The organism is Shewanella cyperi (assembly GCF_017354985.1).
In the GTDB taxonomy this organism is placed as follows: Bacteria; Pseudomonadota; Gammaproteobacteria; order Enterobacterales; family Shewanellaceae; genus Shewanella; species Shewanella cyperi.
Map to the genome: position 1 here is coordinate 3,352,672 of NZ_CP071501.1, position 24,779 is coordinate 3,377,450.

A 24,779-nucleotide genomic window follows, 5' to 3' on the forward strand; every position below is an offset into this window, starting at 1 on the left:
GGGAGCAAAAATGGATTGCGAGGGATTGTGGCCCAGCTGCGAGCAGCGCTATCACAGGCACAGCGCACTGTGCCTTGCGCTGCAGGATGAGCATGGCGTCAACGTCAACTTGTTGTTGCTGGCGGCCGAGCTCGATACGCGCAGGCTGACGCTGACCCAGCAGGATTGGCAGGGTTTGCTGGATGAGGCCCGACAATGGGACGAGCGCCTTATTGCCCCCTTTCGCCGGCTGCGGCGTCTCGCCAAGCCCAATCTGGAGCCGGCCGAATATCAGCAGATGCTGGATGTGGAACTGATGATGGAGCGCAAGGTGCAACAGCTGCTGCGCTGTCGTTTGGAACAGCTAACAGCATCCGAGCACCTCTCTGACCCAACCACCGATAACCTGGGGCGCTATCTCGGCCACTTTGGCCTGAAGGCAGACCAGGCCGCCGCCCTGCGCGACTAAGCCCCAATTCTTCGCTCAATCCCTCAAGCCCAAGCTATTACGTCTGAGCCTTGCCGGCTGCCGTCAACTCGGTCGCCAGGGCGCTGGCATTGTGGGCACTGATGGCGTAGATGGACAGCTGGGGATTGGCCCCCAAACTGGTGGGAAACACAGATCCATCCATCACCGACAGGTTTTCCAGATAATGGCTGCGGCCAAACCCATTGACCATGGCCTGACGCCTGTCTTCCCCCATGGGGCAACCGCCCATCACGTGTGCCGAAGCCACCACGGTTTTTAACGGCGCCAGGGTCATGTCGGCAATCGCGGCCTTGGCCTCGGCCCAGGAATTCAACATGCCCATACCCTCACTCATGGGCATGACCTTGCGGGCCCCGGCGGCAAACTGCAGCTCGGCCATGCTGGCAAAGGCGCGGCGGGCCGCCCGCCAGAACAGCTCATTCAAAGGGTAATCCAGCTTGAAGGACTCACCATCGAGGCTGACACTGCCGCCCTGACTCTCGGGATGGAAACCGTCCCGGACCAGGGCAATCACCACCTGCAGCCGGTTGAAGTTGGCCATCAGCTCGGCGTGGCTGCGACCATAACCCAGGGTCTTGGAGGCCAGCAGCATGGGATGCACAGGTGGCACCTCCAGCTTGTACCCCAGCTCACCGTCAGCGCCCTGCTGCCAGACAAACTGGTCCGAATAAATGGATTGGGGCGCGCCGCTGTGGCCATTGATGGCCTCGTCGAACAGGGCGCCGCTGAGCAGGGTTGGATGCAGGAAGGTGCGCTTGCCTATCAGCTCATAGGGATCGGCCAGGCGCGATCTCAGCATCAGCACCGGGGTATGTATGGCACCGGCCGCGAGGATATAGTGCCGCGCCTTGAGCATCACCTGGTGCCCCGTGGGTCTCAGGGACTCGTCCAGTGCCTGGGCACGGATGCCGTACACCTGGTCCTTGTGATGCTCAATCTCCACCGCCCGCACCCGGCTCAGCAGTGTACCGCCCCCGTCCAGCGCGGCGGGAATGGTGGTCACCAACATGGATTGCTTGGCGTTGACCGGGCAGCCCATGCCGCAATAGCCTGTGTTCCAGCAGCCCAGCACGTTGCGGTGAATATGGGTAAAGTCCCAACCCAGATTGACGCAGCCCTGCATCAGGGCCCCATTGTTGCGGTTGACCTGGTACTGCCACTCGCTGATATTGAGTCGCTGCTCGCTGCGCTCAAACCAGGGCAACAGCGACTGGGGCGTCAGCTCCTTGACCCCATGGTGTCTGGCCCAGTGTGCCAAAGTCTGTTCCGGGGTGCGGATGCAGGTGGTCCAGTTGATGGTGGTGGAACCGCCCACGGCCCGGCCCTGGAAAATGCCTATGGCCTTGTCGGCGGTCTTCATGGCCGCGGCCTGCTGATACAGATTGGGATAGGCGTGGCGCTCCTCCATATCGAAGTCGCTGGAGGACTTGAGCGGCCCGGCTTCCACCATGATCACCTTAAGGCCCGCCTCGGTCAGGATCTCGGCGGCGGTGCCGCCCCCGGCCCCGGTGCCTATGATGACCACATCGGCCTCCAGGGTCAGATCATGCTCCAGCAGGGCACCATCGAGGTACTGCCAACCGGCCGCCAGGCCCGTGAGTATGGGATCCACTACGGCCATTACAGCCCTCCAGGGTTAGGGGTTGGCAGCGGTTCGTTTTCGGTCTGGCTGCTGTCGGGTTGAACAGGCAAAGCGGCTGCAGCAGGCGGATTGGCACCGCTGCCAAACAGGTCCGGCTTAACATAGTTGAGCCCGCTCCAATGCTCGGGGCAGCCGTAAAAACTGGTCAACACCAGCTCCCTGAGTCCCAGGTAAGCCTGCTGGGCCAAGGCCAGAAAATGGCCACGCCAGGCTTCCAGCATGGCCCCGAGTTCGGTGGGGCTGCGCAGCAGCAGCGGTGTCATACTGCCGGTGAGCAGCAAGAGACCAAAACGGTTCTCCAGCGCCTCCAGCAATTGCTCCAGTTCGGCTTGTTGCTCCGCTGGCAGCAGACTGATACTGACGGCGATGGCATCGAGGGTGCGGTTTTCGGCGGCGACGCGGGGACCCGCCACCTCGGGCAGGGCGCCGTCCAACAGCACCGGCAGCAGGGCGGCAAACAACAACCTGTGGCCGCTGTCGTCGCTTGGCAGCTCAAGGGACGGCCGATAAAAGTGGCTGCCGAGCGCCAGTGCTGCCGTGCCCCCCAGGGCCGTGAGAAGAAAGGTGCGTCTGTCCATCGAGTTCCTCTGCCTGCACCCGGCGGATCCGGCAGGCCTGTGTTACAATCCCGTGAACTGACAATTAAACACACGTTTTATTTCCGGGCAAGCCCCGGACTCGGTGATCCAGACCATGAGCCACAGTTTTACTGCCCCCTGGTGGGCAAGAAATCCACATCTGCAGACCATATTACCTGTCTTGACCAAGGTCCCCAGACCCAAACTGCAACGTGAACGTCTGGAACTGCCGGATGGCGATTTTCTCGATCTCGACTGGCAGCAGACCCCGGCCGACGGTGAGCCCGTGCTGGTGCTGATCCATGGTCTGGAAGGCAGTGCCCAATCCCACTACGCCAGGCGCATGTTGCTGGAGTGCCGCAATCAGGGACTGGCGGCCGTGGTGCATCACCACAGAAGTTGCTCGGGCATGCCCAACCGCCTGCCCCGCAGCTACCACAGCGGCGACACCGAAGATTTGGCCTTCAGCTTGCGGCACATAGCCGGGCGTTTCCCCCACTCACCGCTGTTGGCCGTGGGCTACAGCCTGGGGGGCAACGTGCTGGCCAAGTTTCAGGGCGAACAGGGCGAGCACAGTCCGCTGACGCGGGCCGCCGTGGTCTCGGCGCCCCTGACCCTGAGTGCCTGCGCCAAGCGTTTGGAAAAGGGTTTCTCCCGGGTATACCAGAGTTATCTGCTGCGCCAACTGCAACAGAAGCTGCGCGCTAAAATCGCCAATCCGGCCATGCAAATGCCGGTGAGCGCCGACAAGGTGGACAGCCTGAATACCTTCAAGGAATTTGATGACAAGGTGACGGCACCCTTGCATGGTTTTACCGGGGTGGATGACTATTACCACAGGGCCAGCGGTCTGCCCTTTCTGGGCCGCATCGCCAGCCCCACCCTGATTCTGCATGCAGCGGACGACCCTTTTATGACTGAGGCGGTGATCCCGACCCAGGCGCAGCTGTCGGGGGCGGTGCACTATGAACTTTATCCACACGGTGGCCACGTGGGCTTTATCGATGGCGGTCATCCGTTCAAGCCGCGCTATTTTCTTGAGCGCCGTGTGCTGGCCTTTTTAACCGACAGGAGCTGAACATGCTGGTTCCCTATGACGCCTTACTGCAACTGCCCAATGAGACCCTGGACAACTTGATCCGCGAATACCTGCTGACCCAGGTGGAGGACGGCGGCTTCGACAGCCTAGGTGACATGAGCGCCGCCGTGGCCCAGTGCCGAGCCGCCCTGAAACGCGGCGAATTGGTGGTGGAATATGCCGAGGAGCAGGAAAGCATCGCCATACGTCAGCGGCAACATACGGCCCCCGGGACTTATTGACCCCGGCAGCCCCGGTAACTTATAACTAGGGCGTGTTAACGTTTTGTGATTGGATTTTGCTCGCCCTGGTGAGCCTAGATCGCCCCAGTGAGCCGTGACCGCCTTAGCGGGGCATTGTTCACGAAGGAAGGGATCACGAAACAAGAAACCAAGTGTAGTCATGCTAAATGAGCGACCAGTGACCACAAACAAAGTGTCGCCAAAGCAACAGGAACCCCGATGTCAGCCAAACACCCCATCATAGCCGTGACCGGCTCCTCAGGTGCCGGAACCACCACCACCACCACGGCCTTCAGCCATATTTTCCGGCAGCTGGGGATCAATGCCGCCTTCGTCGAGGGGGACAGCTTTCACAACTACACCCGGGCCGAGATGGAAGTGATGATCCGCAAGGCCAAGGCCGAGAACCGCAACATCAGCTACTTCGGCCCCGAGGCCAACAACTTCGGTCGTCTGGCCCAATGTTTCAGCGACTACGGCGCCACGGGCCAGGGTGAAACCCGCAGCTACCTGCACACCTTCGATGAAGCCGTACCCTTCAACCAGATGCCGGGCACCTTCACCCAGTGGCAGCCGCTGCCCAATGACACCGACATGCTCTATTACGAAGGGCTGCACGGCGGCGTGGTGACGGCCGAGCACGATGTGGCCAGCCAGGTGGATCTGCTGATCGGCATGGTGCCCATAGTCAACCTGGAGTGGATCCAGAAAATCGTCCGCGACACCTCGGAGCGCGGCCACAGCCGTGAGAAGGTGATGAACTCCATAGTTCGCTCCATGGACGACTATATCAACCACATGACGCCGCAGTTCTCCCGCACCCATATCAACTTCCAGCGGGTGCCCACGGTCGACACCTCCAACCCCTTCAGCGCCAAGGCCATTCCGTCCCTGGACGAGAGCTTTGTGGTGATCCGTTTCCGCGGCATCAACAATGTCGACTTCCCCTACTACCTGACCATGCTGCAGGGCTCCTTCATGTCCCGGGTCAATACCCTGGTGGTGCCGGGCGGCAAGATGTCGCTGGCCATGGAGCTGATCCTGACGCCCCTGATCCGCGATCTGCGCGATAACCGCAAACGTATTTTGGAGCAAGAATCCGGCAAGGGTTGAGTTCAGCTGGCGTTAATTTTGGCTTAAGGCCCGGCGGGTATGCTTATGTCATCGGGATTTCAGGCGAAATACTGATACGTTGACATACTCCTGGGGGTGAATTCCCCCATCTTGATCTGTTTGCTCCCTCGAGTATGTCAGCACCCCCACCTGCCTTTCTCAATCTCCTGCTCGCAGATACCTTTTTCGGTCAATAAGACACTAAATTTTCTTGCCCGAATCGCAGATAAGTCACTATATCTTTTAAAGGATACTTAATTGCCTGCCGCCAAGGCCCGGCCTTTAGGAGAACGCCCTGTGCTGCTTCCTCTGGTTATCGCTTATCTCTTGGTCACCATATCCATTGGCCTGTACGCGGCCAAGCGGGTGAAGAACACCACTGACTTCGCCCTCGCCGGACGTCATCTGCCGCTGTACATGATAGTGACTACCACCTTTGCCACCTGGTTTGGCTCGGAAACCGTACTGGGCATCCCCGCCATGTTTATCGAAGGCGGTCTGCGGGAGGTGGTGGAGGATCCCTTCGGCGCTGGCGTCTGTCTGATCCTGGTGGGACTCTTCTTCGCCGGCAAGCTGTACCGTATGACGCTTTTGACCATCAGCGACTATTACCGTGAACGCTTCGGTCGCGGCATAGAGATAGCCTGCTCGATTATCATCATGATCAGTTATCTGGGCTGGGTATCGGCCCAGGTCACCGCACTGGGGCTGATTTTTCACCTTTTGTCCGAGGGCGCTGTCAGCATCCCATTGGGAATGTGTATTGGCGTGATTTCCATCCTGGCCTACACCCTGTTCGGTGGCATGTGGTCCGTGGCGGTCACGGATTTTATTCAGATGATCATCCTGGTGCTGGGGCTGACGGCAATAGCCCTGTTCGCCGGTAATATGGCCGGTGGTGCCGACAAGGTGATTGATTTTGCCATGAGCAGGGAGCTGTTTAATTTCTGGCCCGAACCCAACCTCACTGAGATGCTGTTCTTCTTCGCTGCCGCCATCACCATGATGCTGGGTTCTATTCCGCAGCAGGACGTGTTTCAGCGGGTCATGTCCGCCAACAGTGTCAAATCCGCCACCCGTGGCCCGGTCATAGGTGGATTGGCCTATATCCTGTTCGCCTTCGTCCCCATGTTTCTGGTGGCGAGCGCCCTGCTTATCATGCCGGAGCAAACCGCAGCCCTGCTGGCGGAAGATCCCCAGAAGGTGCTGCCCACCCTGGTACTGGAAAAGATGCCCTTTATCATGCAGGTGTTGTTTTTTGGTGCCCTGCTGTCGGCGATTATGTCAACCGCGTCGGCCACCCTGCTGGCCCCCAGCGTGACCTTTACCGAGAACATCTGGCGCCAGTTCCGTCCTGCCGGCAGCGACCAGTCCAATCTGCTAACAATGCGGATAACAGTGCTGCTGTTCGCCACTGCCGTGCTGACCTATGCGATTAAAATGCAGGGGACATCGATTTATGAGTTGGTGTCCGGCGCTTATCAGGTGCCGCTGGTGGGCGCCTTCGTGCCTCTGGTGTGTGGTCTCTACTGGCAGCGGGCGACAACCCAGGGGGCGGTGGCGTCGGTAGCAATGGGGATAGCTTTCTGGCTGCTGTTTCTTGCCATGCCCTGGGGCGAAATATTCCCGGCGCAGCTGGCGGGCCTGTTGGCCTCATTCTCAGGCATGTTTGCCGGCTCCCTGTTGCCCCAGTGGATAGCCAATTCACGTACACCGCACAGGCCGCTGGCAACCGACTCCCGCTGAAAGGTTCAGCAGGAGCGGTTATGCGCCAGGTGCTGCGAATCAATTAAAGCAGGGGGATCACTTCCCGGAAGGGGCGATTCTGGCGATAAGATTCCAGACGCTTGTTGAATTCGTCTACCTTGGCGGTTTCACTGGAGCGCAACAGCGCCTGAATCGCCTGTTGCTGTACGTCCACCGCCCGCTGGAATTGCCCCAGCTCAGCATAGGCCGCCGCCAGATTGTCGAGAATGGAAGGATCATCGGCATTGGTTGCCAGCAACTGCTGGGCCAGGGTCAGGGCCTTATTGCCATCCCGGTACTCGGCCTCGGGACAGGTGGCGAGGATCCAGGCCACATTGCCCAGGGACACCTGATCGCCCGCCAGGCTGAAATGCTCCACCGCTTTACCGCAGTTGCGCTTGATGCCATCACCACCGGCGGCATAGATAAAGCCCAGACGGAAATTGGCCCAGCGCTCGCCGCGCTCACCCATATGCAGATACCAGTGTTCGGCCAGTTGCAGGTTGCGCTGCACCAGCTGACCTTCAAAATGCAGGTCAGCCAGGGTCTGTTGCGCCTTCAGATGTTCGGCTTCGGCGGCCTTGTTGATCCAGTCCAGCCCCTGTGTCAGGTCCCGGCCCACGTGGCGACCGGACAGATACATGAGTCCGAGGAGATACTCGGCATCCTTGTCCCCTTCCTGGGCCCGCAATTCGATATGGGCCACCTTGAGGGCAGCCAGCTCGGCTTCGGGACGGGGAAGAGAAAACGCCGCCGCCGATCCCAGGCTGTCCAGCGCCAGACAGGCTGCGGCCAGCGTCCATTGCCAATACTTCACTTTTTGGCTCCTGTAGTCATAGGCAGTCACACATCCCCAGAGTTAGCCAGAATTTTTGCTCAAAGTCGAGTATCAAACCGTACCAAAGCCCTGAGTGCCAGCAGAGTCTGCTGTCTTGTGGCTCCATGCCCGAGTGTGATCCCGCTTGCACTCTTAAGTGCTTTCCTGAGATCCCACTCAGGTATTAGTTGACAGTTTCCTTCTATCCACCAAAATAAATCCCTAATTTTGATAAGTTATTGCGTCCATTCGAAAGTACTGAACTAAGATCTGTATCAAGGTTTAGGGCAATAAAATGACGTAGACTCCTTATTTAGAAAATTCTTACTTTCGTATTTATCAGTCGAGGAACACTCACTATGGCACTGATTGGCAAACCCAAACCCGATCCGACACTGGAATGGTTTCTGTCCCACTGTCACATTCACAAGTATCCGGCCAAGAGCACCCTTATCCATGCCGGTGAAGGTTCGGACACCCTGTATTACATAGTTAAGGGTTCGGTGGCCGTGCTGATCAAAGACGAAGAAGGTAAGGAAATGATCCTTTCTTATCTGAACCAGGGTGATTTCATCGGTGAACTGGGTCTGTTTGAAGAACAGGCCGAGCGTACCGCCTGGGTTCGTGCCAAGCAAGCCTGTGAAATTGCGGAAATTTCATATAAGAAATTCAAGCAGTTGATCCAGGTAAACCCTGAAATACTGATGAAACTGGCATCCCAGATGGCACTGCGTCTGCAAAGCACCAGTCAAAAGGTCGGCAACCTGGCCTTCCTGGACGTTGCCGGTCGTATCGCCCAAACCCTGCTGCACCTGGCCAAACAGCCCGATGCCATGACCCACCCCGACGGTATGCAAATCAAGATCACCCGTCAGGAAATAGGCCAGATAGTCGGCTGCTCCCGCGAAACCGTGGGCCGCATTCTCAAGATGCTGGAAGAGCAGAACCTGATCCAGGCACACGGTAAAACCATAGTGGTATACGGTACCCGCTAAACGCCTTCATCTTGGCTTAAGCCTGCTTGGATAAAGTGGCCGGGTTAATTCCCGCGCCACTTTTTGTTTTTTGGAGTCCCCATGTTCAGGCCCTTACTGCTCTGTTGCGGCCTCCTGGTTTCCCTGACCGCCGCAGCCAATCCCATTGAACTGCATCACTATCAGGCCAAGCAATTGGTAGCCGCAGGCCAAATCCTCTCCCTGGAAACCACCTTGGCCGGACTCAGGGAATTGTGTCCCGGTGAGTTGCTTGATGCCAGGCTGTACAGCGAGAACGACCGTTGGCGCTACGATTTGCAGTTTGCGCTGCAACATGGTCAGATAATCAGGCTTAGCCTGGATGCGAGCACGGGCCACCCCCAAACCGACATACCCCAAGAGTGCGATTTAGATGAAACTGCTACTCGTTGAAGACAATACCGAGCTGGTGCTGGAGCTGCAAAAACAGCTCAAACAAGCCGGCTATGTTACCGATACCTCAGCCAATGCCAGCGAGGCCGACTATCTGGTCCGTGAAGCCCAATATGACTGCGTGATTCTCGATATTGGCCTGCCGGACGGCAATGGTCTTGAGCTGCTGAGCCGCTGGCGCGCAGAAGGCCTGATGATGCCGGTGATCATGCTGACCGCCCGCAGCCAATGGCATGAAAAAGTGGAAGGCTTCAACGCCGGTGCCGATGATTACCTGGGTAAACCCTTCCATACCCAGGAATTGTTGGCCCGTATTCAGGCGCTGATCCAGCGCGCCCAGGGCCGTCCCACCGGCCAACAGAAATCCCTGAGTTTCGGCGGCGTTACCCTGGACGAATCCCAGCAAACTGTGGTCGTCGAAGGCAGGGAATACGAGTTGACCGCCATGGAATTCCGCCTGTTGCGGCTGTTTCTGTTGTCACCGAAAAAACTGCTGTCCAAGGCGCAGATCTCCGACAAGCTGTACCAGTTTGACGATGAGAAAGAGAGCAACGTGGTGGAAGTCTATGTCACCCATCTGCGCAAAAAGCTCGGTAAGAGCGCCATCGAAACCCGCCGCGGCCAGGGCTATATCTTCCACGGCATCAACCTATGATTTCAATCCGTGCCAAGCTGAGCCTGTGGCTGACGGCACTGGTGATAGTGGCCACCCTGGTGGCCCTGGCACTGTTTGAATCCGTGCTGCGTCAGGCCTTTCATGATTCCATCATCAATCGCCTGGAGGAAGATCTCGAGCACATAGTGCTGGCTACCGAAATTCACGATGGTGCCATCCACATAGATGAAAGCCAACTGTCAGGTTTCTATCGGCCGGCCTTTTCTGGCCGCTATTACCAGCTTAACCTCAGCGACCAGGTAATCCGCTCCCGCTCCCTGTGGGACCAACAACTGGACACCCAGCCCCTGAGTGCCGGCCAGACCCGGGTTTGGCAGGCCAAGGGACCAAAGAATCACGATATGCAACTGCTGTCGCTGGGGCTTGCCTCCAGCGATGGCAGCGTCAGTGCCACCCTGACCGTGGCCCAGGATCTCAGTATTGGCCGCAAGGTGTTCAGTGAAATCAACGGCACCAAGTTAATGGTCAACCTCGGCATGCTGCTTGCTATGCTGGCGGGGATCTTTATTGTGCTGCGCCAGTCCTTCAAGCCGTTAAGGCAGATTAAACAGGCCCTGTCGCAACTCAAAAACGGCGAGATCCGCGCCCTGGAGCTGGACAGTATTCCCGCCGAACTGCACCCGCTGGCCGCCACCTATAACGAGCTGCTGGAATACACGGGCAAACAGATTTCCCGCAGCCGCAATAACCTTGGCAACCTGAGTCACGGGCTGAAAACGCCCCTGGCGGTAATGCAGCAGCAGGTGGAAACCCTGGCCCTGAGTCAGCCTGAACTGGCCCAGACCATGGCCCAGCAGCTCGATGCCATGCACAGGCTGATTGCCCGAAAGCTCGCCAGCGCCAGGATCACCGGTGACATGCTGCCGGCGGCCCAGTTGCAGGTACCAAAGGATCTCGAAAGCCTCAGTGCCACCCTGGAGCGGGTGCATCAGGGACGGCAAATACCCATTCACCTGGAACTGGCCCGCGGTATCGCCAGGTTGCCGCTGCACCGGGAAGATGGCATGGAGCTGATAGGCAACCTGCTGGACAATGCCTGTAAATGGGCGCGCGCCGAAGTCATTCTCAGGCTCTATCCCCTCAATGACAGGCTGTGGCTCAGTATAGAGGATGATGGCCCCGGGGTAGATGAGCAGCGGCTGCATGAGCTGACCGAGCGCGGCAAACGCCTTGATGAGGCCGTCAGTGGCCATGGCCTGGGCTTGTCGATAGTGAAGGAAATCTGTGAGCAGTATGACTTGGGATTGAGTTTCGAGTGCGGTGAGCGCCTCGGCGGCCTCAAGGTCACCCTCAGCCTGCCGCCCCAGTAAACCCCTGACTGGCATATAAATTTCAACCAATAAAAATCCCGGCCATGGCCGGGATTTTTATCAGTAAACCAGCATCGGCTAACGCCAGCTTAGTTAACGTTGGTGCTCTCGAAAATCTTGTCCGCCGAGGCAGCCACAAAGCCGGTGTACAGCTCGCCATTGGCCTTGGGATAGCGCAGGGCAAACTCGTAGAAGCAGCTTGGGATCTCGACGCTGGTGTCCTTGAAGGCCACCGGGATCTTGTCTGCCATGGTGGATGACTGCTCCAACAGCACCTCGGCAGAGCCCTTCACCTCGCCGCCCACGCTGTTGAGCACAAAGTCACCCTGCTTGAGGGTGTCGTTTACCTCAAGAATGCTGCTGAAGCCAGGCAGATGGTTGATGGACACGGTAAAGTGGTTGGCGCGGTACCCAAAGGCCGCCACCCAGGCCGCATACTCACTCTCGGCCAGCAGGCTTTGGTAGGTGCCGTAATCCAGCTCCCAGTGACGGCCGGAATAGAGGAAGTTTTCGGCGCGGGTGGCCGCCTCGTCAACCTGGGCAATAAGACCCTGAATGGTGGACTGCAGCTCGGGGCTGAATTCCTCCACCAGCAGCTCGGAGATAAACACCTTGGGCTGGGTTGAGTCCGGATGCTCGAAGTGCTTGGCCTTGAGTTTCTTGGCCTCAAACACATAATCACCGCAGGCCTGATAACCCAGGGCTTCGAAGTGGGCCGCCAGCACGCTCAGGTTGACCTTGGCAATATTGAAGGTACGCAGGGCAATGTGGTCATTGATGATGGCCTGTCCCTTGCCCAGCAGCGCGTGGACGCGGGCCGCAGACGGGGTCATTTCAATATAATCCTGCCACAGGGCGGCAAACAGCGCGTTTACATCGGTGTGCATCTATCACTCCTTCATAAGGTCATGGCAGGGATGCCTGGTGCCACGACCGACGCCCGCAGGTTCTGCAGGCATTTCAATGGGACTATTACAAGTAGAGCTATTAACAGTAGAGCTATTAAAAATGGGGCTATTAAAATGAGCCGATAAAAAGAGAGTGGCCCGGGGGCCACTCTGGTCACTGATTATATGCTCAGTCCCGGACTCAGGGTAGCGGGCATGCTGACCGCCTCGGCTTCCATGGAGGCCACCGGATAGGCACAGTAGTCAGCGGCATAGAAGGCGCTGGCCCTGTGGTTACCGGAAGCACCCACGCCACCGAAGGGGGCGGCACCGGAAGCACCTGTGATCTGCTTGTTCCAGTTGACTATGCCGGCACGGATGCGCGCCATGAAGTAGTCAAAGTCATCGCGACTGTCGGCCAGCAAACCGGCTGACAGGCCGTAGCGGGTATCGTTGGCGAGGCGTATGGCTTCATCGAAGTCGCTGTAACGCACCACCTGCAGCAGCGGGCCGAAGTATTCTTCGTCCGGCAGCTCGATCACTTCGGTCACATCGATAAGACCGGGAGACACCAGACCCGTGCCTTCCTTGAGATGCTTGAGTTCCACCAGGGACACGCCACCGAGGTTTTGCAGGTTGCGCTGGGCCGCGACCATGCCCTTGGCCGCAGCTTCGGAAATCATGGAGCCCATAAAGGGTTGGGGCTCGGCATTCCAGGGACCGACCTGGATCTTTTTCACTGCCTCGGTCAGCTGCTTGAGCAGCGCATCACCGGCGGCACCTTTTTCCACATACAGACGACGGGCACAGGTACAACGCTGGCCGGAAGAGATGTAGGCGGACTGGATGATGTCGTGTACCGCGGCGCGGGTATCACTCACGCCCTTGATGATCAGCGGGTTGTTACCGCCCATCTCCAGGGCCAGGATCTTGCCCGGATGACCGGCATATTGCTGGTGCAACAGGTGACCTGTGCGTGAACTGCCGGTGAAGAACAGACCGTCGAGCTGCGGATGGGAGGCCAGCGCCTTGCCGGTTTCCACCTCACCCTGCACCAGATTCAACACGCCCTTGGGCAGACCGGCCTTTTCCCACAGGCGCAGCATCAGCTCGGCCACCTTGGGGGTCAGTTCGGAAGGTTTGAACACTACTGTATTACCCGCCAGCAGGGCCGGTACTATGTGACCGTTTGGCAGATGGCCGGGGAAGTTATAGGGGCCGAACACGGCCACCACCCCATGGGGCTTATGGCGCAGCACGGCGCGGCCGGCTGCGGTGTCATTGACTTCGGTGCCGGTACGCTTGTGATAGGCGCTGATGGACAGGCCAATCTTGCCAATCATGGCTGCGGCTTCGGTCAGGGTTTCCCATACCGGCTTGCCGGTTTCCTGGGCTATGGTCTCGGCCAGCTCGGCCTTGTTGGCCTCCAGCTGGGCACGATAGGCCTCAACTATGGCCTGACGCCCCTCGAAACCCAGCATAAACCAGTCAAACTGGGCGTTGCGGGCCGCCATCACGGCAGCATCAACCTGGGCCGGTGTGGCAGACTTGCCGGTCCAGATGACTTCGCCATTGGCCGGATTGATGGACTGCATGTCCTTGCCTTCGCCAGCAAGCCACTGGCCTTGAATAAATTGCGTCATTATCGATTCCTACATTGCCAGTACACGCACCTGCTCACCTTCACTGACCAACAGGCCGGCGGCAAGCTCGGGGCTCAGGATCACCTTGTCGTCGTTATCGTTTACCAGCAGATCGGCACTGCTGGCCCGGTAATCGGCCAACTTGGTATTGGACAAAATATAACAGCTGTCTGAAGCGGGCATCTCGCCTATGGTCACGGTCAGCAAGCGGCTCTCACGCACGGAGCGGATATCGGCCAGGTTGCATTCCACTGTGGGGCCACCATCGAAAATGTCCACGTAACCGCGACAACGGAAACCTTCGGCCTGCAACAGACTGATGGCTGGACGGGTGTTGGTGTGCACCTCGCCTATGACCTTCTGGGCCTCTTCCGGTAACAGACAGACATAGACGGGGTTTCTGGGCATCATCTCAGCCATAAAGGCCTTCTGCCCCAGACCGGACAGATAATCGGCCTCGACAAAATCAATGCCGAGGAAGTGCTTCTGCAGCCAGCCATAGAAGGGCGAATGGCCGCTCTCATCGCTGACACCGCGCATTTCGGCGATAACGGTTTCACCGAAGCGGGCGGCATGCTGGGCCAGGAACAGGAAACGGCTGCGGGACAACATACGGCCGTTATTGTCACGGCGGTAGGAAGCACGCAGGAACAGGGTGCACAGTTCGGCGGCGCCGGTGTAGTCATGGCACAGGGTCAGGGTTTCCACCTCGTTGCGCACATGGATCTGCTCCGAGTGATAGACCTCGGTACCCAAACGGTAGTGGTAGAAGGCATCTTCCATGCCGACGGCGGCTTCCAGGGCGCAGGTGCCCACCACATCGCCGGTGTCCGTGTCTTCCAGCACCATCAGATAGCCTTCATCGAAGGGGCGTTCCACTTCCTTGAGGAAGGACGCCTCGGAACGGGCAATCTTCTTCTGCAGCAACTCGTTGTTGACCGGCAAAGAGGTAAATCCATGGCCGGATTCCACGGCGATCTGGTAAAGCGCGTCAAAATCGCTGGATCGGATAGGACGTATGATTAACATCTCTGTTTCTCCTCACTTGCACCCACTGCAACCCGGACCGGCTACCCCAAGGGGTACCCGGCGTGTGCAGGGGGCTCAGCTTTTTGTTCCAGAATCGGCAGGGACCGTGCCCTGCCCAAGGATTCAGGCGGCGGCCACCTTGGCCACGGCGCGCTCGAAGCGCTCCAGACCTTCGGCAATGTCGGCCTCAGGGATCACCAGAGAAGGGGCAAAACGCACCACGTTGGCACCGGCCATCAGGCTTAACAAACCTTCGGCTACCGACGCATTGAGGAAGTCACGGCTGCGGCCCTGGTACTTTTCGTTCAGCACGGCACCCAGCAGCAGACCGGCACCACGGATTTCGGAGAACACATGGTACTTGTCGTTGATGCGGTTTAGGCCATCGCGCAGCAGCTGCTCACGATGCTTGACGCCATCGAGCACCTCGGGAGTGTTAACCACTTTCATCACAGCATTGCCGATGGCACAGGCCAGCGGGTTACCACCGTAGGTGGAACCATGGGTACCGACCTTGAGGTGGGCAGCAATCTTGGCCGTGGTCAGCATGGCGGCGATGGGGAAACCACCACCCAGGGCCTTGGCCGTGGTCAGGATATCCGGTACCACGTCTGTGCCCATGTAGGCGTACAGTTCACCGGTACGGCCCACGCCGGTCTGAACTTCATCGAAGATCACCAGGGCATTGTGCTTGTCAGCCAGGGCGCGAACCGCCTTGAGAAACTCGGGAGTGGCATTGATGATACCGCCCTCGCCCTGCAGCGGCTCAAGCATGATGGCGCAGGTTTTGTCGGACACGGCGGCTTCGAGGGCAGCCACGTCATTGTATGGCAGGTGGGTGATGGCTTGAGGCTTGGGACCGAAGCCATCTGAGTAGGCAGCCTGGCCACCCACGCTGACGGTGAAGAAGGTACGACCGTGGAAAGCCTTGTCAAAGGCGATGATCTCGGTCTTGTCTTCGCCATAGTTGTCCAGGGCATAACGACGGGCCAGCTTGAGGGCGGCTTCGTTGGCCTCGGCGCCTGAGTTGGCAAAATACACACGCTCGGCAAAGGTCGCGTTAACAAGACGGGTGGCCAGCTCCAGCGCAGGCTCGTTGGTCATCACGTTGGACAGGTGCCAGAGTTTCTCACCCTGGGTCTTGAGTGCTTCCACCAGGGCAGGATGGCAATGACCAAGACAGTTAACCGCGATACCACCGGCAAAATCGATATACTCGTTGCCTTGCTGATCCCAGACACGGCTGCCTTCGCCACGGACAGGAATTATCGCCGCAGGCGCATAGTTAGGCACCATAACTTCATCAAATTGGGCACGTGTCAGATTCATCTTGTCACTCATTCCTTATCATCCTTTGTGTGAAAGCGACCCCGCTGAGATCGCCGGTTATCGCTGCCTGTCTTTATCTAGAGTTAGTGACTCAGCAGAGGCTTGTGTTGCTGGAGAGTCATTATTAGCTAAATTGTGATCAAAATACCAGTTTTTCACAATCATCATTCTGCAAGCCAGCGTTCACAGTGCATAAAGATTTGTAGATTTGCATTAACCAAGCGTTAACACCGGGGAAATTCGACATAAATAGTCATAAAAAATCTTATTTATGCTGTTTTATCGAACCTATGCAGCAATAACGCATAATTAACCAATTGTCAGGGCTTGCAACCGACGCCGCTCAGCGGTACCGGGACTGTTACTCAGAACAGGTCTATCTTGCGGTAATTCTGGGCCTTGAGACGCAGCACTTCCTGCTCGCTCAGCTCATAATAGTCATACATCAGACGTCGTTCCTGGGGTTCCAGCATCCTGGCTTCTTCCAACAACATCACCCGGATAAAACAACTGGCCTTGGCCAACAGTTTGGCATCCAATGACAACTCGGCAAAACTGGGTTGTTGATCCAATTCCCGCAGCAGATTGACCATGGGGCTGTCGGAGAACTTACACAGCTCCGGCAGCATCCAATTGAAGTGGCCTGCATACTCAAGCACCTGATTGAGCAGCAGATCCGGCGGCAATTCGGTGGCCATAACGGCGTCGTATACCTCCTTGTCGCGGCTGGCACTCGCCTCCCGCAACCAGGTGCCCCAGAGTTTTTCAAAGGCGGCAGCGCAACAACCGAGCACGGCACAAGTTCCCAGCTGACTCATCATGGAAGTGCCATACAGCAGCGCCTCATTGCGCTCGTGCAGCTTGCCCAGCGCCTGGGCGGCACGGGCGGTCATGATGCAGTAGCGCCACAGTTTGCGGTTGGTCCACAGCAGACTGGTATGGCCGCTGGGCAGCCAGTTGCGCAGACAATAGTAAGGAATAAGGGTACGCAGGTTTTCCAGGCCGATAAAGTTCATCACCAGCTTGATGTCCACCACCCGCACATCGGCCCGCTGGGGGTGGCGCAGACGAAATGCAGGGCTGTTGACCATATTGGTGAGATCCCGCACCAGAAAGTGCAGATCGGAAATCAACAAGCGCATGCGATTGAATTCGGGATTGGCCAGATGCAGCATTTCCAGCAGCGACAGCTGGTTTTCGCTGAGGCCAATTTTCGGCAACAGGCGTTTGGGCTCCGCCAGATTCAGTTCAATGTCACGGGCAACCGTATCTATCAGCTGGGCCGAAACGGCGTCGAATACCTCGCGGGCCTGCAATTGCTTTTGCAGGCGCTCGAATACCGCCGCCCGCTCGATTTCCAGCTTATGGGCAGCGGCTTCCAGCTCAACATCGACCTCATCCAACACAGGCTGGTTCTTGAGCTTACCGACGATCAGCTGCTGATACAGCCTGCGCTCTATGGCGATTACTTGTCCCGGTCTGATACCACCCGCTACTGATATTGCCACCCTGACACCAACTCCAGTTACCAAAATGAATTCCAAGGGACGGCCGCCGGTCAACCAGGCAGCCCTAACGCACATTGTACGCAAAAAGTCTCTGCAATTTTAGCGTGTTGCAAATAAAAAGCCCCGCGAATGCGGGGCCTGTCATTATTTGAGCTCGGCTTCAAACAGTTTGAAGATACGACGGTACTCGTCCAGCCAGCTTGATGGCTGACGGAAGCCGTGGGGCTCCACCGGGTAGATGGCGGTTTCAAACTGGGGTTTTTCCAGTTCAATCAGATGCTGCACCATGCGCACGCTGTCCTGGAAGAACACGTTATCATCCATTACCCCACTCATGATCAGCAGTGGTTTGTTGAGGCCCTGGGCATGCTCAATGGGAGAACTGCGCTCGTAAGCTATGGCATCATCATCGGGCGTGTTGAGAATGTTTGAGGTGTATGCCGCGTTGTAATGGGCCCAATCGGCCACAGGACGCAGGGCGGCACCGGCCTGGAACAACTCGGGCTCGGTGAACAGCGACATAAAGGTCAGGAAGCCGCCGTAGGAGCCACCATAGGTGCCAACCCGCTTGGGATCCACCTTGGCATTGGCCGCCAGCCAGCTTACGCCATCCTTGAGATCTTCCACTTCTGGATGCCCCATATTGCGGTAGATGGCGGTGCGCCAGTCACGGCCATAGCCCTTGGAGCCACGGTAGTCCATGTCCAGCACCACATAACCCTGTTGGGTCAGCAGGTTGTGGAACATGAACTCACGGAAATAGCCGGAGAAGCCGTAGTCGGCATTCTGCAGGTAACCGGCACCATGGTTGAACACCACGGCGGGATAGGTCTTGGCGCTGCTCGCATCATAGCCCTGTGGCAGGTATACCCTGGCGTGAACCTCGCCGGCACCATGGGTGGAAGGTACTGCCACCACATTGGGCGCCTGCCAGGGATAGGACTTGAAGGCGTCGCTGGTGTAATGGGTCAGCTGCTGCAACTCGCCGCCTATGGTCTGGACAAAGAGCTCACTGGGCTCGGTGCGGCGTGATGCGGTCAGCAGCAACTTGTCACCATCCGGGCTCAAGACGTACTCCAGGTTGCCATCCCACTGGGTCAGCTGTTCGTCCTTACCGCTGTCCAGTGCCACCCGATACACATTGTAAATACCGGGATGGTTCTTGTTGGCGCGGTAGTAGATGAACTTGTTGTCCGGGCTCAGGCTGATGTCGCTGACCACGAACTTCCCCTGGGTCAGGGCCTGTGCCTTGCCCCCCTGGGACTTGAGATACAGGTGTGAGAAGCCGGTTTCTTCGGACAGGTAATAGATACTGCCATCCGGCAGCCAGCCAAACTGGTTGTAGTCATAGTTGACCCAGGCATCATCGTGCAGCCTGTGTTCTGTGACCAACTTGCCCTGCTCCAGTTTAACTTCGGCAATCCAGCGATCTTTGTTGTCCAGGGTCTCGAGCATCACCAGCACCCGGTTTTCCGTGGGGTGCCACTGGATGGCGCTCTGACTCCAGCCCCAGTCCTGCATCAGCTGCACCTTACGCGGTGCCTTTTCACTCTTGTAGGTTTCACCCCTGGCCTTGGCGTTTTCCGCCTTAACCTTGGCCAGCACGTCCTCATCGAAGCCGGTCAAACCTTCAATGGTGACGTTGATCTGTTGGTGAGTCTTGAGATCCAGCACCACCAGACGCTCGCCGGGGGCCTTGTCTTCGGCAACCCGGGCACGCACGGGCACCGGGTCGACATATCCATCCTTGCCCAGGTAGTTGGGCATGATGTCGTGATCCTTGCGCCAGCTGTAATCCTTGTCGGTGAGCGACAGGAGGACATAGCGGCCATCGGGAGACAGACTCAGTTCGGATACCACTTCACTGTCACCCAGGAACCAACTTTTGGCGCTCATGCTGGCATCTGCTGCCTGAAGCTTTTCCTGATAGGCCTGCTTGTCCTTGGCATTTTGCTGTTGCAGGGCCACGTAGTTGATCAGTCGGTGTTGCTGCTTGGCGATATAGCTCGATGGCTCCTGCACCCCCTGGGGCGCCTTGCTCATCTTGATATCGGCGAGTTGCTCGGTCAGACCTGTGTCGCCGTGGATGCGGAAAATGGCATCCCCCTGCCAATAGGCCAGATCGCCATTATTAAGGAAGCGTACCCCATCGATGGCGGTATTGGTCCGGGTCAGCTGGCGGATGCTGCCGTCGCTCAGGTTTTTAACGAACAGGTTGCCCTGATAAATGTAAGCCTTGCGCTGTTTGCCGTTGTCGAGCACGCCATCCTTCTGCGACGCCTGATGCAGCTCATCCAGGGCCAGCTCACGGGCCTCGCCGTTCAGCGCCTGCTGATAGTAGCTTGTCAACGGGGCATTGCTGGCCTGGCGTTCAAAATACACAGAGCGGCCATCATCACTCCAGTAGGCACCCTTGGCGAAGATCCCCATCCAATCCGGGTTGGCCATGATCTGGTTCAGGGTCAGGGCTTGGTCAGCCTTGGGAGGGGTTGCCAGGGGCGGCAGGAAGTTGGCAGTCTGGGGCTTTTCGGAAGCCACCTTGGACGCGTCGGCCGTAGCGGCACAACCACTGAGTACCGCTAATGCCAGAGCACTGACAGCAAAGTGTTTTTTGAGGCTAATCATCATGAGTCCTTGTTATTGTTATTCCCGCGGGACAAATTTTTGCCGTCTGTTATATCACAGATGCGCGGGCATAGAGCCAGACAAAGACCAAAAAAGCGGGGAAAACTTGTAACAGGAATTGGCTCAGTGGCCGAGGAAATTGGCCAGCAGCTCGTGTCCCTGCTGCGTCAGAATGGATTCAGGGTGAAACTGCACCCCGTACAGCGGCAGCCGTTTGTGACTCATGGCCATGATCTCACGCCCATGGACCGGGTCGTCATACCAGGCATCCAGGGTAAACTCACTTGGCAGGGATTCCACCAACAAGGAATGGTAACGGGTCACCCGCAGCGGCTGGGCAAGCCCTTGGAACAGACGCTCGCCGCAGTGGCTGATGTCGCTGGTCTTGCCATGCATCACCCGCTTGGCGCGCACCACCTTGGCACCAAATGCCTGGGCCATGGCCTGATGACCAAGACATACCCCGAGGATAGGCAGCTTATCGGCAAAATGCGCTATGGCAGCAAGGGAAATACCGGCCTCGTTGGGACTGCAGGGGCCAGGGGAGATCACCAGGTGAGTTGGCTTGAGGGCTTCGATGTCGCCAATCGTCAGCTCATCGTTGCGTTTGACAATGATCTCCTGCCCCAGCTGCTGAAAATACTGCACCAGGTTAAAGGTAAAGGAATCGTAATTGTCTATCATCAGCAACATGGCTGTGGCTGTCCCCATTTCGCTTGTTTTGCACGGCTGCCGGTGCAGGGCGCAGATGCTAACACAGTCGTGCTTAAGTATCACCCCGGCGAGCGGCAATAAAAAAGCCGGCGACTGCCGGCTTTCCGCGTGTTTATTACGTTCGGGCTATTTGACCAGGGTCAGATGGCTGCGACGCTTGCTCTCTGGCTTGGGCGGCTCGCTGTCGGGATCGGGCTTTTGACTGTCAACCACGTCCAGCAGGGCGGCCTCATCCTCGTCGAGCAGGTAGGCATCTTCGGCATCAAACACTGTGCCGGCACCGTTTTCGCGGGCATAGATGGCCACTATGGAACCCATGGGCAACACCACGTGCTGAGGGACACCGCCAAAACGGGCGTTGAATTCCACCGCATCATTGCCAATTTGCAGGTTACCCACGGCACCTGCGGCAATGTTAAGCACTATCTGGCCATCCTTCACATATTGCTGGGGGACCTGGGTGCCCTTGAAAAAGGCATCCACCACCACATGGGGCGTAAGCCGGTTGTCCATCAACCAGTCATAATAGGCCCGCAACAGATAGGGACGGCTGGGTGTCAAAGGTTTCATCACAGACCCATGCGCATTTCGCGCTCGGCTTCGGTGAGTGACGCCTTGAAGGAGTCACGCTCGAAAATGCGCGCCATGTAGGCCTTGATATCTTTGGCTATGCCGGTGTCCAGCTGAATACCCAGGGCAGGCAGACGCCACAGCAAGGGGCCCAGGTAACAATCGGCCAGACCGAATTCTTCGCTCATGAAGTAAGGCATTTCACCGAACAGGGGCGATATGGAGATCAGGCCTTCGCGCAGCTCCTTGCGGGCTGCATCGGCACGATCGCCCTTCTTGATGCGCTCGACCAGGGTATACCAGTCGGTGTCTATGCGGTGCATCATCAGGCGGCTTTGGCCACGGGAAACAGGATACACTGGCATCAGTGGCGGATGCGGGAAACGCTCGTCCAGGTATTCCATGATGATACGGGATTCGTACAGCACCAGCTCACGATCCACCAGGGTAGGCACTGAATTGTAAGGGTTCAGTTCCAGCAGATCTTCAGGCATGTCATTGGGATCGACCTGCAATACATCAACGGTTACCCCTTTTTCAGCCAACACTATGCGCACTTGGTGGCTATACAGATCATCGGCGCCTGAGAACAGGGTCATGATAGAGCGTTTATTGGCAGCAAGAGCCATTGATACCCTCCAGAGTCGAAACAAAATAAAAACAACGAGGGGCAGAGCCCCCCGTTGACACTATGCAGATAAAGTATTTTACCCGCTATTGGTACTTAGTGTACATCCTTCCAATATTCTTTCTTCAGCAGGTAAGCAATGATGAAGAAGATAAACAGGAAGCCCATCACCCACCAACCGAGCGCCTGACGCTCCAGTTTGACGGGTTCGGCTGAGTACACCAGGAAGCCGGTGATGTCTTTGGCAACTTGGTCATACTCTTCAGCATTCAGCTTGCCACCGCTCGCAACGGTTTCACCGTGTTCATTTTTAACAGGAGTACCTTGCAGCTCCTGCAGCACGTGTGGCATGCCCACGGATGGGAACACAGTGTTGTTCACGCCGAAGGGACGGCTTGGGTCCTTATAGAAACCCTTGAGGTAGGAGTAAACCCAATCCTCACCGCGTACACGGGCCACCAGAGTCAGATCCGGAGGAGTAGCACCAAACCACTTGGCTGCATCTTTGGCTGGGATCGCGTTTTCCATCAGCTCACCGATTTTGGCACCGGTGAAGATGTTGTTGGCACGCATATCGTCCAAAGACACGCCCAGATCGGTCGCCACACGCTCATAGCGCTGATACTGGGTGCTGTGACAGCCAGAACAGTAGTGCTGGAACAGGTTCAGACCGCGCTGCAGTGACTCGGTGTCATGCAGATCAACGTTGGCCTTTTCGAGGTGCACATTGCCGCCGGAAGCAAACGCCAGAGCCGGCACCATGGCAACCAATGCAATCAGTAATTTTTTCATTAGTGTGTCACCCTCGTTGGAACTGGCTTGGTCTTTTCATTCTTGCTGTAGAGCCACAGCGCCAGGAAGAAACCAAAATAGGTGATAGTGAAAACACGGGCCGCAATGGTCAGGGTTGGTGTTGCAGGTACAGCACCCAGGTAACCCAGGATGACAAAGGAAACCGCAAACTGACCAATGTTCAGGCGATGCAGCATGCTGCGATAACGCACAGACTTCACCTTACAACGATCCAGCCATGGCAGCACAAACAGTACCGCAATGGACAGACCCATCATCACCACACCGCCCAATTTGTTGGGAACGGCACGCAGAATGGCGTAGAAAGGAGTGAAGTACCATACGGGCGCGATGTGCTCAGGGGTCTTCATTGGGTTGGCAGCCTCAAAGTTAGGCGCCTCCAGGAAGTAACCACCGCCCTCAGGCATGAAGAACATCACGTAGCAGAACACGATCAGGAAGCCGGCCACACCCAGGATATCCTTCACTGTGTAGTAAGGATGGAATGGGATGCCGTCCAGCGGCCAACCGTTTTCGTCTTTGTTCTTCTTGATCTCGATACCGTCAGGGTTGTTTGAACCCACTTCGTGCAGGGCAATCAGGTGCAGGAACACCAGCACCACCAACACCAGCGGCAGGGCAATCACGTGCAGGGCGAAGAAACGGTTCAGGGTAGCGCCTGAAATCACGTAGTCACCACGGATCCACAGGGTCAGGTCATCACCGATAACAGGGATAGCACCGAACAGGGAGATAATCACCTGGGCGCCCCAGTATGACATTTGTCCCCAAGGCAGCAGGTAACCCATGAAGGCTTCGGCCATCAATACCAGGAAGATCAGCATACCGAACAGCCACAGCAGTTCGCGGGGCTTCTGGTAGGAACCGTAGATCAGACCACGGAACATATGCAGATACACCACCACGAAGAAGGCTGAGGCCCCGGTGGAGTGCATGTAGCGCAGCAGCCAGCCGTAATCCACATCACGCATGATGTATTCAACGGAAGCGAAGGCACCTTCGGCGGTTGGCACGTAGTTCATGGTCAACCAGATACCTGTCAGCAGCTGGTTAACCAGCACCAGCATGGCCAACGAGCCAAAGAAGTACCAGAAGTTGAAGTTGGTGGGTGTCGCATATTGGCCCACGTGACGGTTATAGGTGGCCGTCATCGGGATACGGGCGTCGATCCAATCGATCATGCTCTTGAACATTATGCATTCCCTCCGTCGACACCTATGATGACGTTGGCGTCATCCAGGTATTGGTGTGGTGGAATCACCAGGTTCAATGGAGCGGGTACGCCCTGGAACACGCGGCCGGCCATATCGAACTTGGAACCGTGGCATGGACAGAAAAAGCCTGAAGACACACCTTCAACCTGCTCACCGAAAGAATCCGGCAGATAGGTGGGTGAACATCCCAAGTGAGTACAGATACCTACGGCAATGAAGTACTCTGGCTTGATGGAGCGCACACCGTTCTTGGCGTACTCTGGTTGTTGCTCTTCTTCAGAGGCAGGATCACGCAGCTGATTTTCATGAACTGGCAGCTCTTTCAGTACCGCTTCGGTACGGCGGACCACCCATACGGGCTTACCGCGCCACTCAACACGAATCAACTGGCCTGGTTCCAGCTTACTGATATTTACTTCTACCGGCGCACCTGCAGCTTTCGCTTTGGCGCTCGGATTCCATGACTTAATAAAAGGAACCGCGGCCGCGACGGCACCTGCACCACCAACGACGGCGGTTGCGGCTGTCAGGAATCTGCGACGTCCGGTATCGACTGGCGCATTGCTCATCCACATATCTCCCAGAGGGTGTTGGAATTTTTGTTTTATCAAGACCTTAGCATGAGATAAATCCCAGATACCAAGATCAAAGTTTTAGGCGGGGCTCATTATAGCGAAAAACCAGAGCCAGATCATAGTTAAAAGACGTTGGGGGCGGGACTTGAATTGCGATTTTTTGAGCT

The 24,779-nt window shown here is 57.2% G+C and carries 23 protein-coding genes and 1 pseudogene; 9 read left to right on the forward strand and 15 right to left on the reverse strand.

Annotation, left to right across the window (positions count from 1 at the left end; all coding sequences use genetic code 11):
* Positions 1-10 precede the first annotated feature (10 nt).
* Positions 11-448 (forward strand): TIGR02444 family protein, encoded by a 438-nt coding sequence (locus JYB84_RS14810; protein WP_228290799.1) that lies wholly within the window; start codon positions 11-13, stop codon positions 446-448.
* 37 nt (positions 449-485) lie between these two features.
* Here JYB84_RS14810 and JYB84_RS14815 read toward each other — a convergent pair whose 3' ends face one another.
* Positions 486-2,090, reverse strand: coding sequence for a GMC family oxidoreductase (locus JYB84_RS14815; protein WP_207320796.1), 1,605 nt, complete (start codon positions 2,088-2,090; stop codon positions 486-488).
* Between the two features lie 104 nt (positions 2,091-2,194).
* Positions 2,195-2,689, reverse strand: a pseudogene (locus JYB84_RS14820) (TAT leader-containing periplasmic protein); the annotation flags it as partial.
* 115 nt (positions 2,690-2,804) lie between these two features.
* Between JYB84_RS14820 and JYB84_RS14825 the strand changes: the two are divergent.
* The 4 genes from JYB84_RS14825 (at position 2,805) to JYB84_RS14840 (ending at position 6,868) form a co-directional block, all read left to right on the forward strand.
* On the forward strand, positions 2,805-3,767 hold the full coding sequence (locus tag JYB84_RS14825; RefSeq protein WP_207320797.1) for a hydrolase: 963 nt from the start codon (positions 2,805-2,807) through the stop codon (positions 3,765-3,767).
* Positions 3,768-3,769: 2 nt separating this feature from the next.
* Positions 3,770-4,009 carry a YheU family protein gene (locus JYB84_RS14830; RefSeq protein ID WP_207320798.1) on the forward strand — a complete coding sequence of 80 codons (240 nt, stop codon included), beginning with the start codon at positions 3,770-3,772 and terminating at the stop codon, positions 4,007-4,009.
* A gap of 219 nt (positions 4,010-4,228) precedes the next feature.
* A complete protein-coding gene (locus tag JYB84_RS14835) occupies positions 4,229-5,122 on the forward strand; it encodes a phosphoribulokinase (protein ID WP_207320799.1) in 894 nt (297 codons plus the stop codon).
* 297 nt (positions 5,123-5,419) lie between these two features.
* Positions 5,420-6,868, forward strand: coding sequence for a sodium:solute symporter family protein (locus JYB84_RS14840; protein ID WP_207320800.1), 1,449 nt, complete (start codon positions 5,420-5,422; stop codon positions 6,866-6,868).
* A 43-nt stretch (positions 6,869-6,911) separates the two neighbouring features.
* Here JYB84_RS14840 and JYB84_RS14845 read toward each other — a convergent pair whose 3' ends face one another.
* Entirely contained in the window at positions 6,912-7,685 is a 774-nt protein-coding gene (locus JYB84_RS14845; RefSeq protein WP_207320801.1) for a tetratricopeptide repeat protein, read from the reverse strand.
* A gap of 359 nt (positions 7,686-8,044) precedes the next feature.
* Between JYB84_RS14845 and crp the strand changes: the two genes are divergently transcribed.
* The 4 genes from crp to JYB84_RS14865 all read left to right on the forward strand — a co-directional run bounded on the left by crp (position 8,045) and on the right by JYB84_RS14865 (position 11,077).
* Positions 8,045-8,680 carry a cAMP-activated global transcriptional regulator CRP gene (crp, locus tag JYB84_RS14850; protein ID WP_207320802.1) on the forward strand — a complete coding sequence of 212 codons (636 nt, stop codon included), beginning with the start codon at positions 8,045-8,047 and terminating at the stop codon, positions 8,678-8,680.
* An 81-nt stretch (positions 8,681-8,761) separates the two neighbouring features.
* Positions 8,762-9,091: a PepSY domain-containing protein gene (locus JYB84_RS14855; protein ID WP_207320803.1), complete on the forward strand. Its 330-nt coding sequence runs from the start codon at positions 8,762-8,764 to the stop codon at positions 9,089-9,091.
* On the forward strand, positions 9,072-9,746 hold the full coding sequence (locus JYB84_RS14860) for a response regulator transcription factor (protein WP_207320804.1): 675 nt from the start codon (positions 9,072-9,074) through the stop codon (positions 9,744-9,746). Before JYB84_RS14855 ends, JYB84_RS14860 begins: the two co-directional genes overlap by 20 nt.
* Complete coding sequence (locus tag JYB84_RS14865) at positions 9,743-11,077, forward strand: sensor histidine kinase (RefSeq protein WP_207320805.1); 1,335 nt, start codon at positions 9,743-9,745, stop codon at positions 11,075-11,077. Before JYB84_RS14860 ends, JYB84_RS14865 begins: the two co-directional genes overlap by 4 nt.
* Positions 11,078-11,166: 89 nt before the next feature.
* On the opposite strand, the gene JYB84_RS14870 is transcribed toward JYB84_RS14865, so the two are convergent.
* The 12 genes from JYB84_RS14870 to petA all read right to left on the reverse strand — a co-directional run bounded on the left by JYB84_RS14870 (position 11,167) and on the right by petA (position 24,606).
* Positions 11,167-11,964: a DUF1338 domain-containing protein gene (locus tag JYB84_RS14870; RefSeq protein ID WP_207320806.1), complete on the reverse strand. Its 798-nt coding sequence runs from the start codon at positions 11,962-11,964 to the stop codon at positions 11,167-11,169.
* 182 nt (positions 11,965-12,146) lie between these two features.
* Complete coding sequence (gene astD / locus JYB84_RS14875; protein WP_207320807.1) at positions 12,147-13,607, reverse strand: succinylglutamate-semialdehyde dehydrogenase; 1,461 nt, start codon at positions 13,605-13,607, stop codon at positions 12,147-12,149.
* A 9-nt stretch (positions 13,608-13,616) separates the two neighbouring features.
* A complete protein-coding gene (gene astA / locus JYB84_RS14880) occupies positions 13,617-14,636 on the reverse strand; it encodes an arginine N-succinyltransferase (protein WP_207320808.1) in 1,020 nt (339 codons plus the stop codon).
* Positions 14,637-14,759: 123 nt separating this feature from the next.
* Positions 14,760-15,977 (reverse strand): aspartate aminotransferase family protein, encoded by a 1,218-nt coding sequence (locus JYB84_RS14885; RefSeq protein ID WP_207320809.1) that lies wholly within the window; start codon positions 15,975-15,977, stop codon positions 14,760-14,762.
* A 353-nt stretch (positions 15,978-16,330) separates the two neighbouring features.
* Complete coding sequence (locus JYB84_RS14890) at positions 16,331-17,473, reverse strand: HDOD domain-containing protein (RefSeq protein ID WP_207320810.1); 1,143 nt, start codon at positions 17,471-17,473, stop codon at positions 16,331-16,333.
* Positions 17,474-17,617: 144 nt separating this feature from the next.
* Positions 17,618-20,098 carry a S9 family peptidase gene (locus JYB84_RS14895; protein WP_207320811.1) on the reverse strand — a complete coding sequence of 827 codons (2,481 nt, stop codon included), beginning with the start codon at positions 20,096-20,098 and terminating at the stop codon, positions 17,618-17,620.
* A 123-nt stretch (positions 20,099-20,221) separates the two neighbouring features.
* Complete coding sequence (locus JYB84_RS14900) at positions 20,222-20,791, reverse strand: anthranilate synthase component II (protein ID WP_207323253.1); 570 nt, start codon at positions 20,789-20,791, stop codon at positions 20,222-20,224.
* A 147-nt stretch (positions 20,792-20,938) separates the two neighbouring features.
* Positions 20,939-21,382: a ClpXP protease specificity-enhancing factor gene (locus tag JYB84_RS14905; protein WP_207320812.1), complete on the reverse strand. Its 444-nt coding sequence runs from the start codon at positions 21,380-21,382 to the stop codon at positions 20,939-20,941.
* Positions 21,382-22,011, reverse strand: a complete 630-nt coding sequence (gene sspA, locus JYB84_RS14910; RefSeq protein ID WP_207320813.1) for a stringent starvation protein SspA — start codon at positions 22,009-22,011, stop codon at positions 21,382-21,384. The genes JYB84_RS14905 and sspA overlap by 1 nt, the downstream gene beginning before the upstream one ends.
* Before the next feature lie 95 nt (positions 22,012-22,106).
* A complete protein-coding gene (locus JYB84_RS14915) occupies positions 22,107-22,802 on the reverse strand; it encodes a cytochrome c1 (protein ID WP_207320814.1) in 696 nt (231 codons plus the stop codon).
* The gene (locus JYB84_RS14920; RefSeq protein WP_207320815.1) at positions 22,802-24,016 is read right to left on the reverse strand and encodes a cytochrome b; all 1,215 of its coding nucleotides are present in this window, start codon (positions 24,014-24,016) and stop codon (positions 22,802-22,804) included. Before JYB84_RS14920 ends, JYB84_RS14915 begins: the two co-directional genes overlap by 1 nt.
* Positions 24,016-24,606 carry a ubiquinol-cytochrome c reductase iron-sulfur subunit gene (gene petA, locus JYB84_RS14925; protein WP_207320816.1) on the reverse strand — a complete coding sequence of 197 codons (591 nt, stop codon included), beginning with the start codon at positions 24,604-24,606 and terminating at the stop codon, positions 24,016-24,018. The genes JYB84_RS14920 and petA overlap by 1 nt, the downstream gene beginning before the upstream one ends.
* Positions 24,607-24,779: the final 173 nt, after the last annotated feature.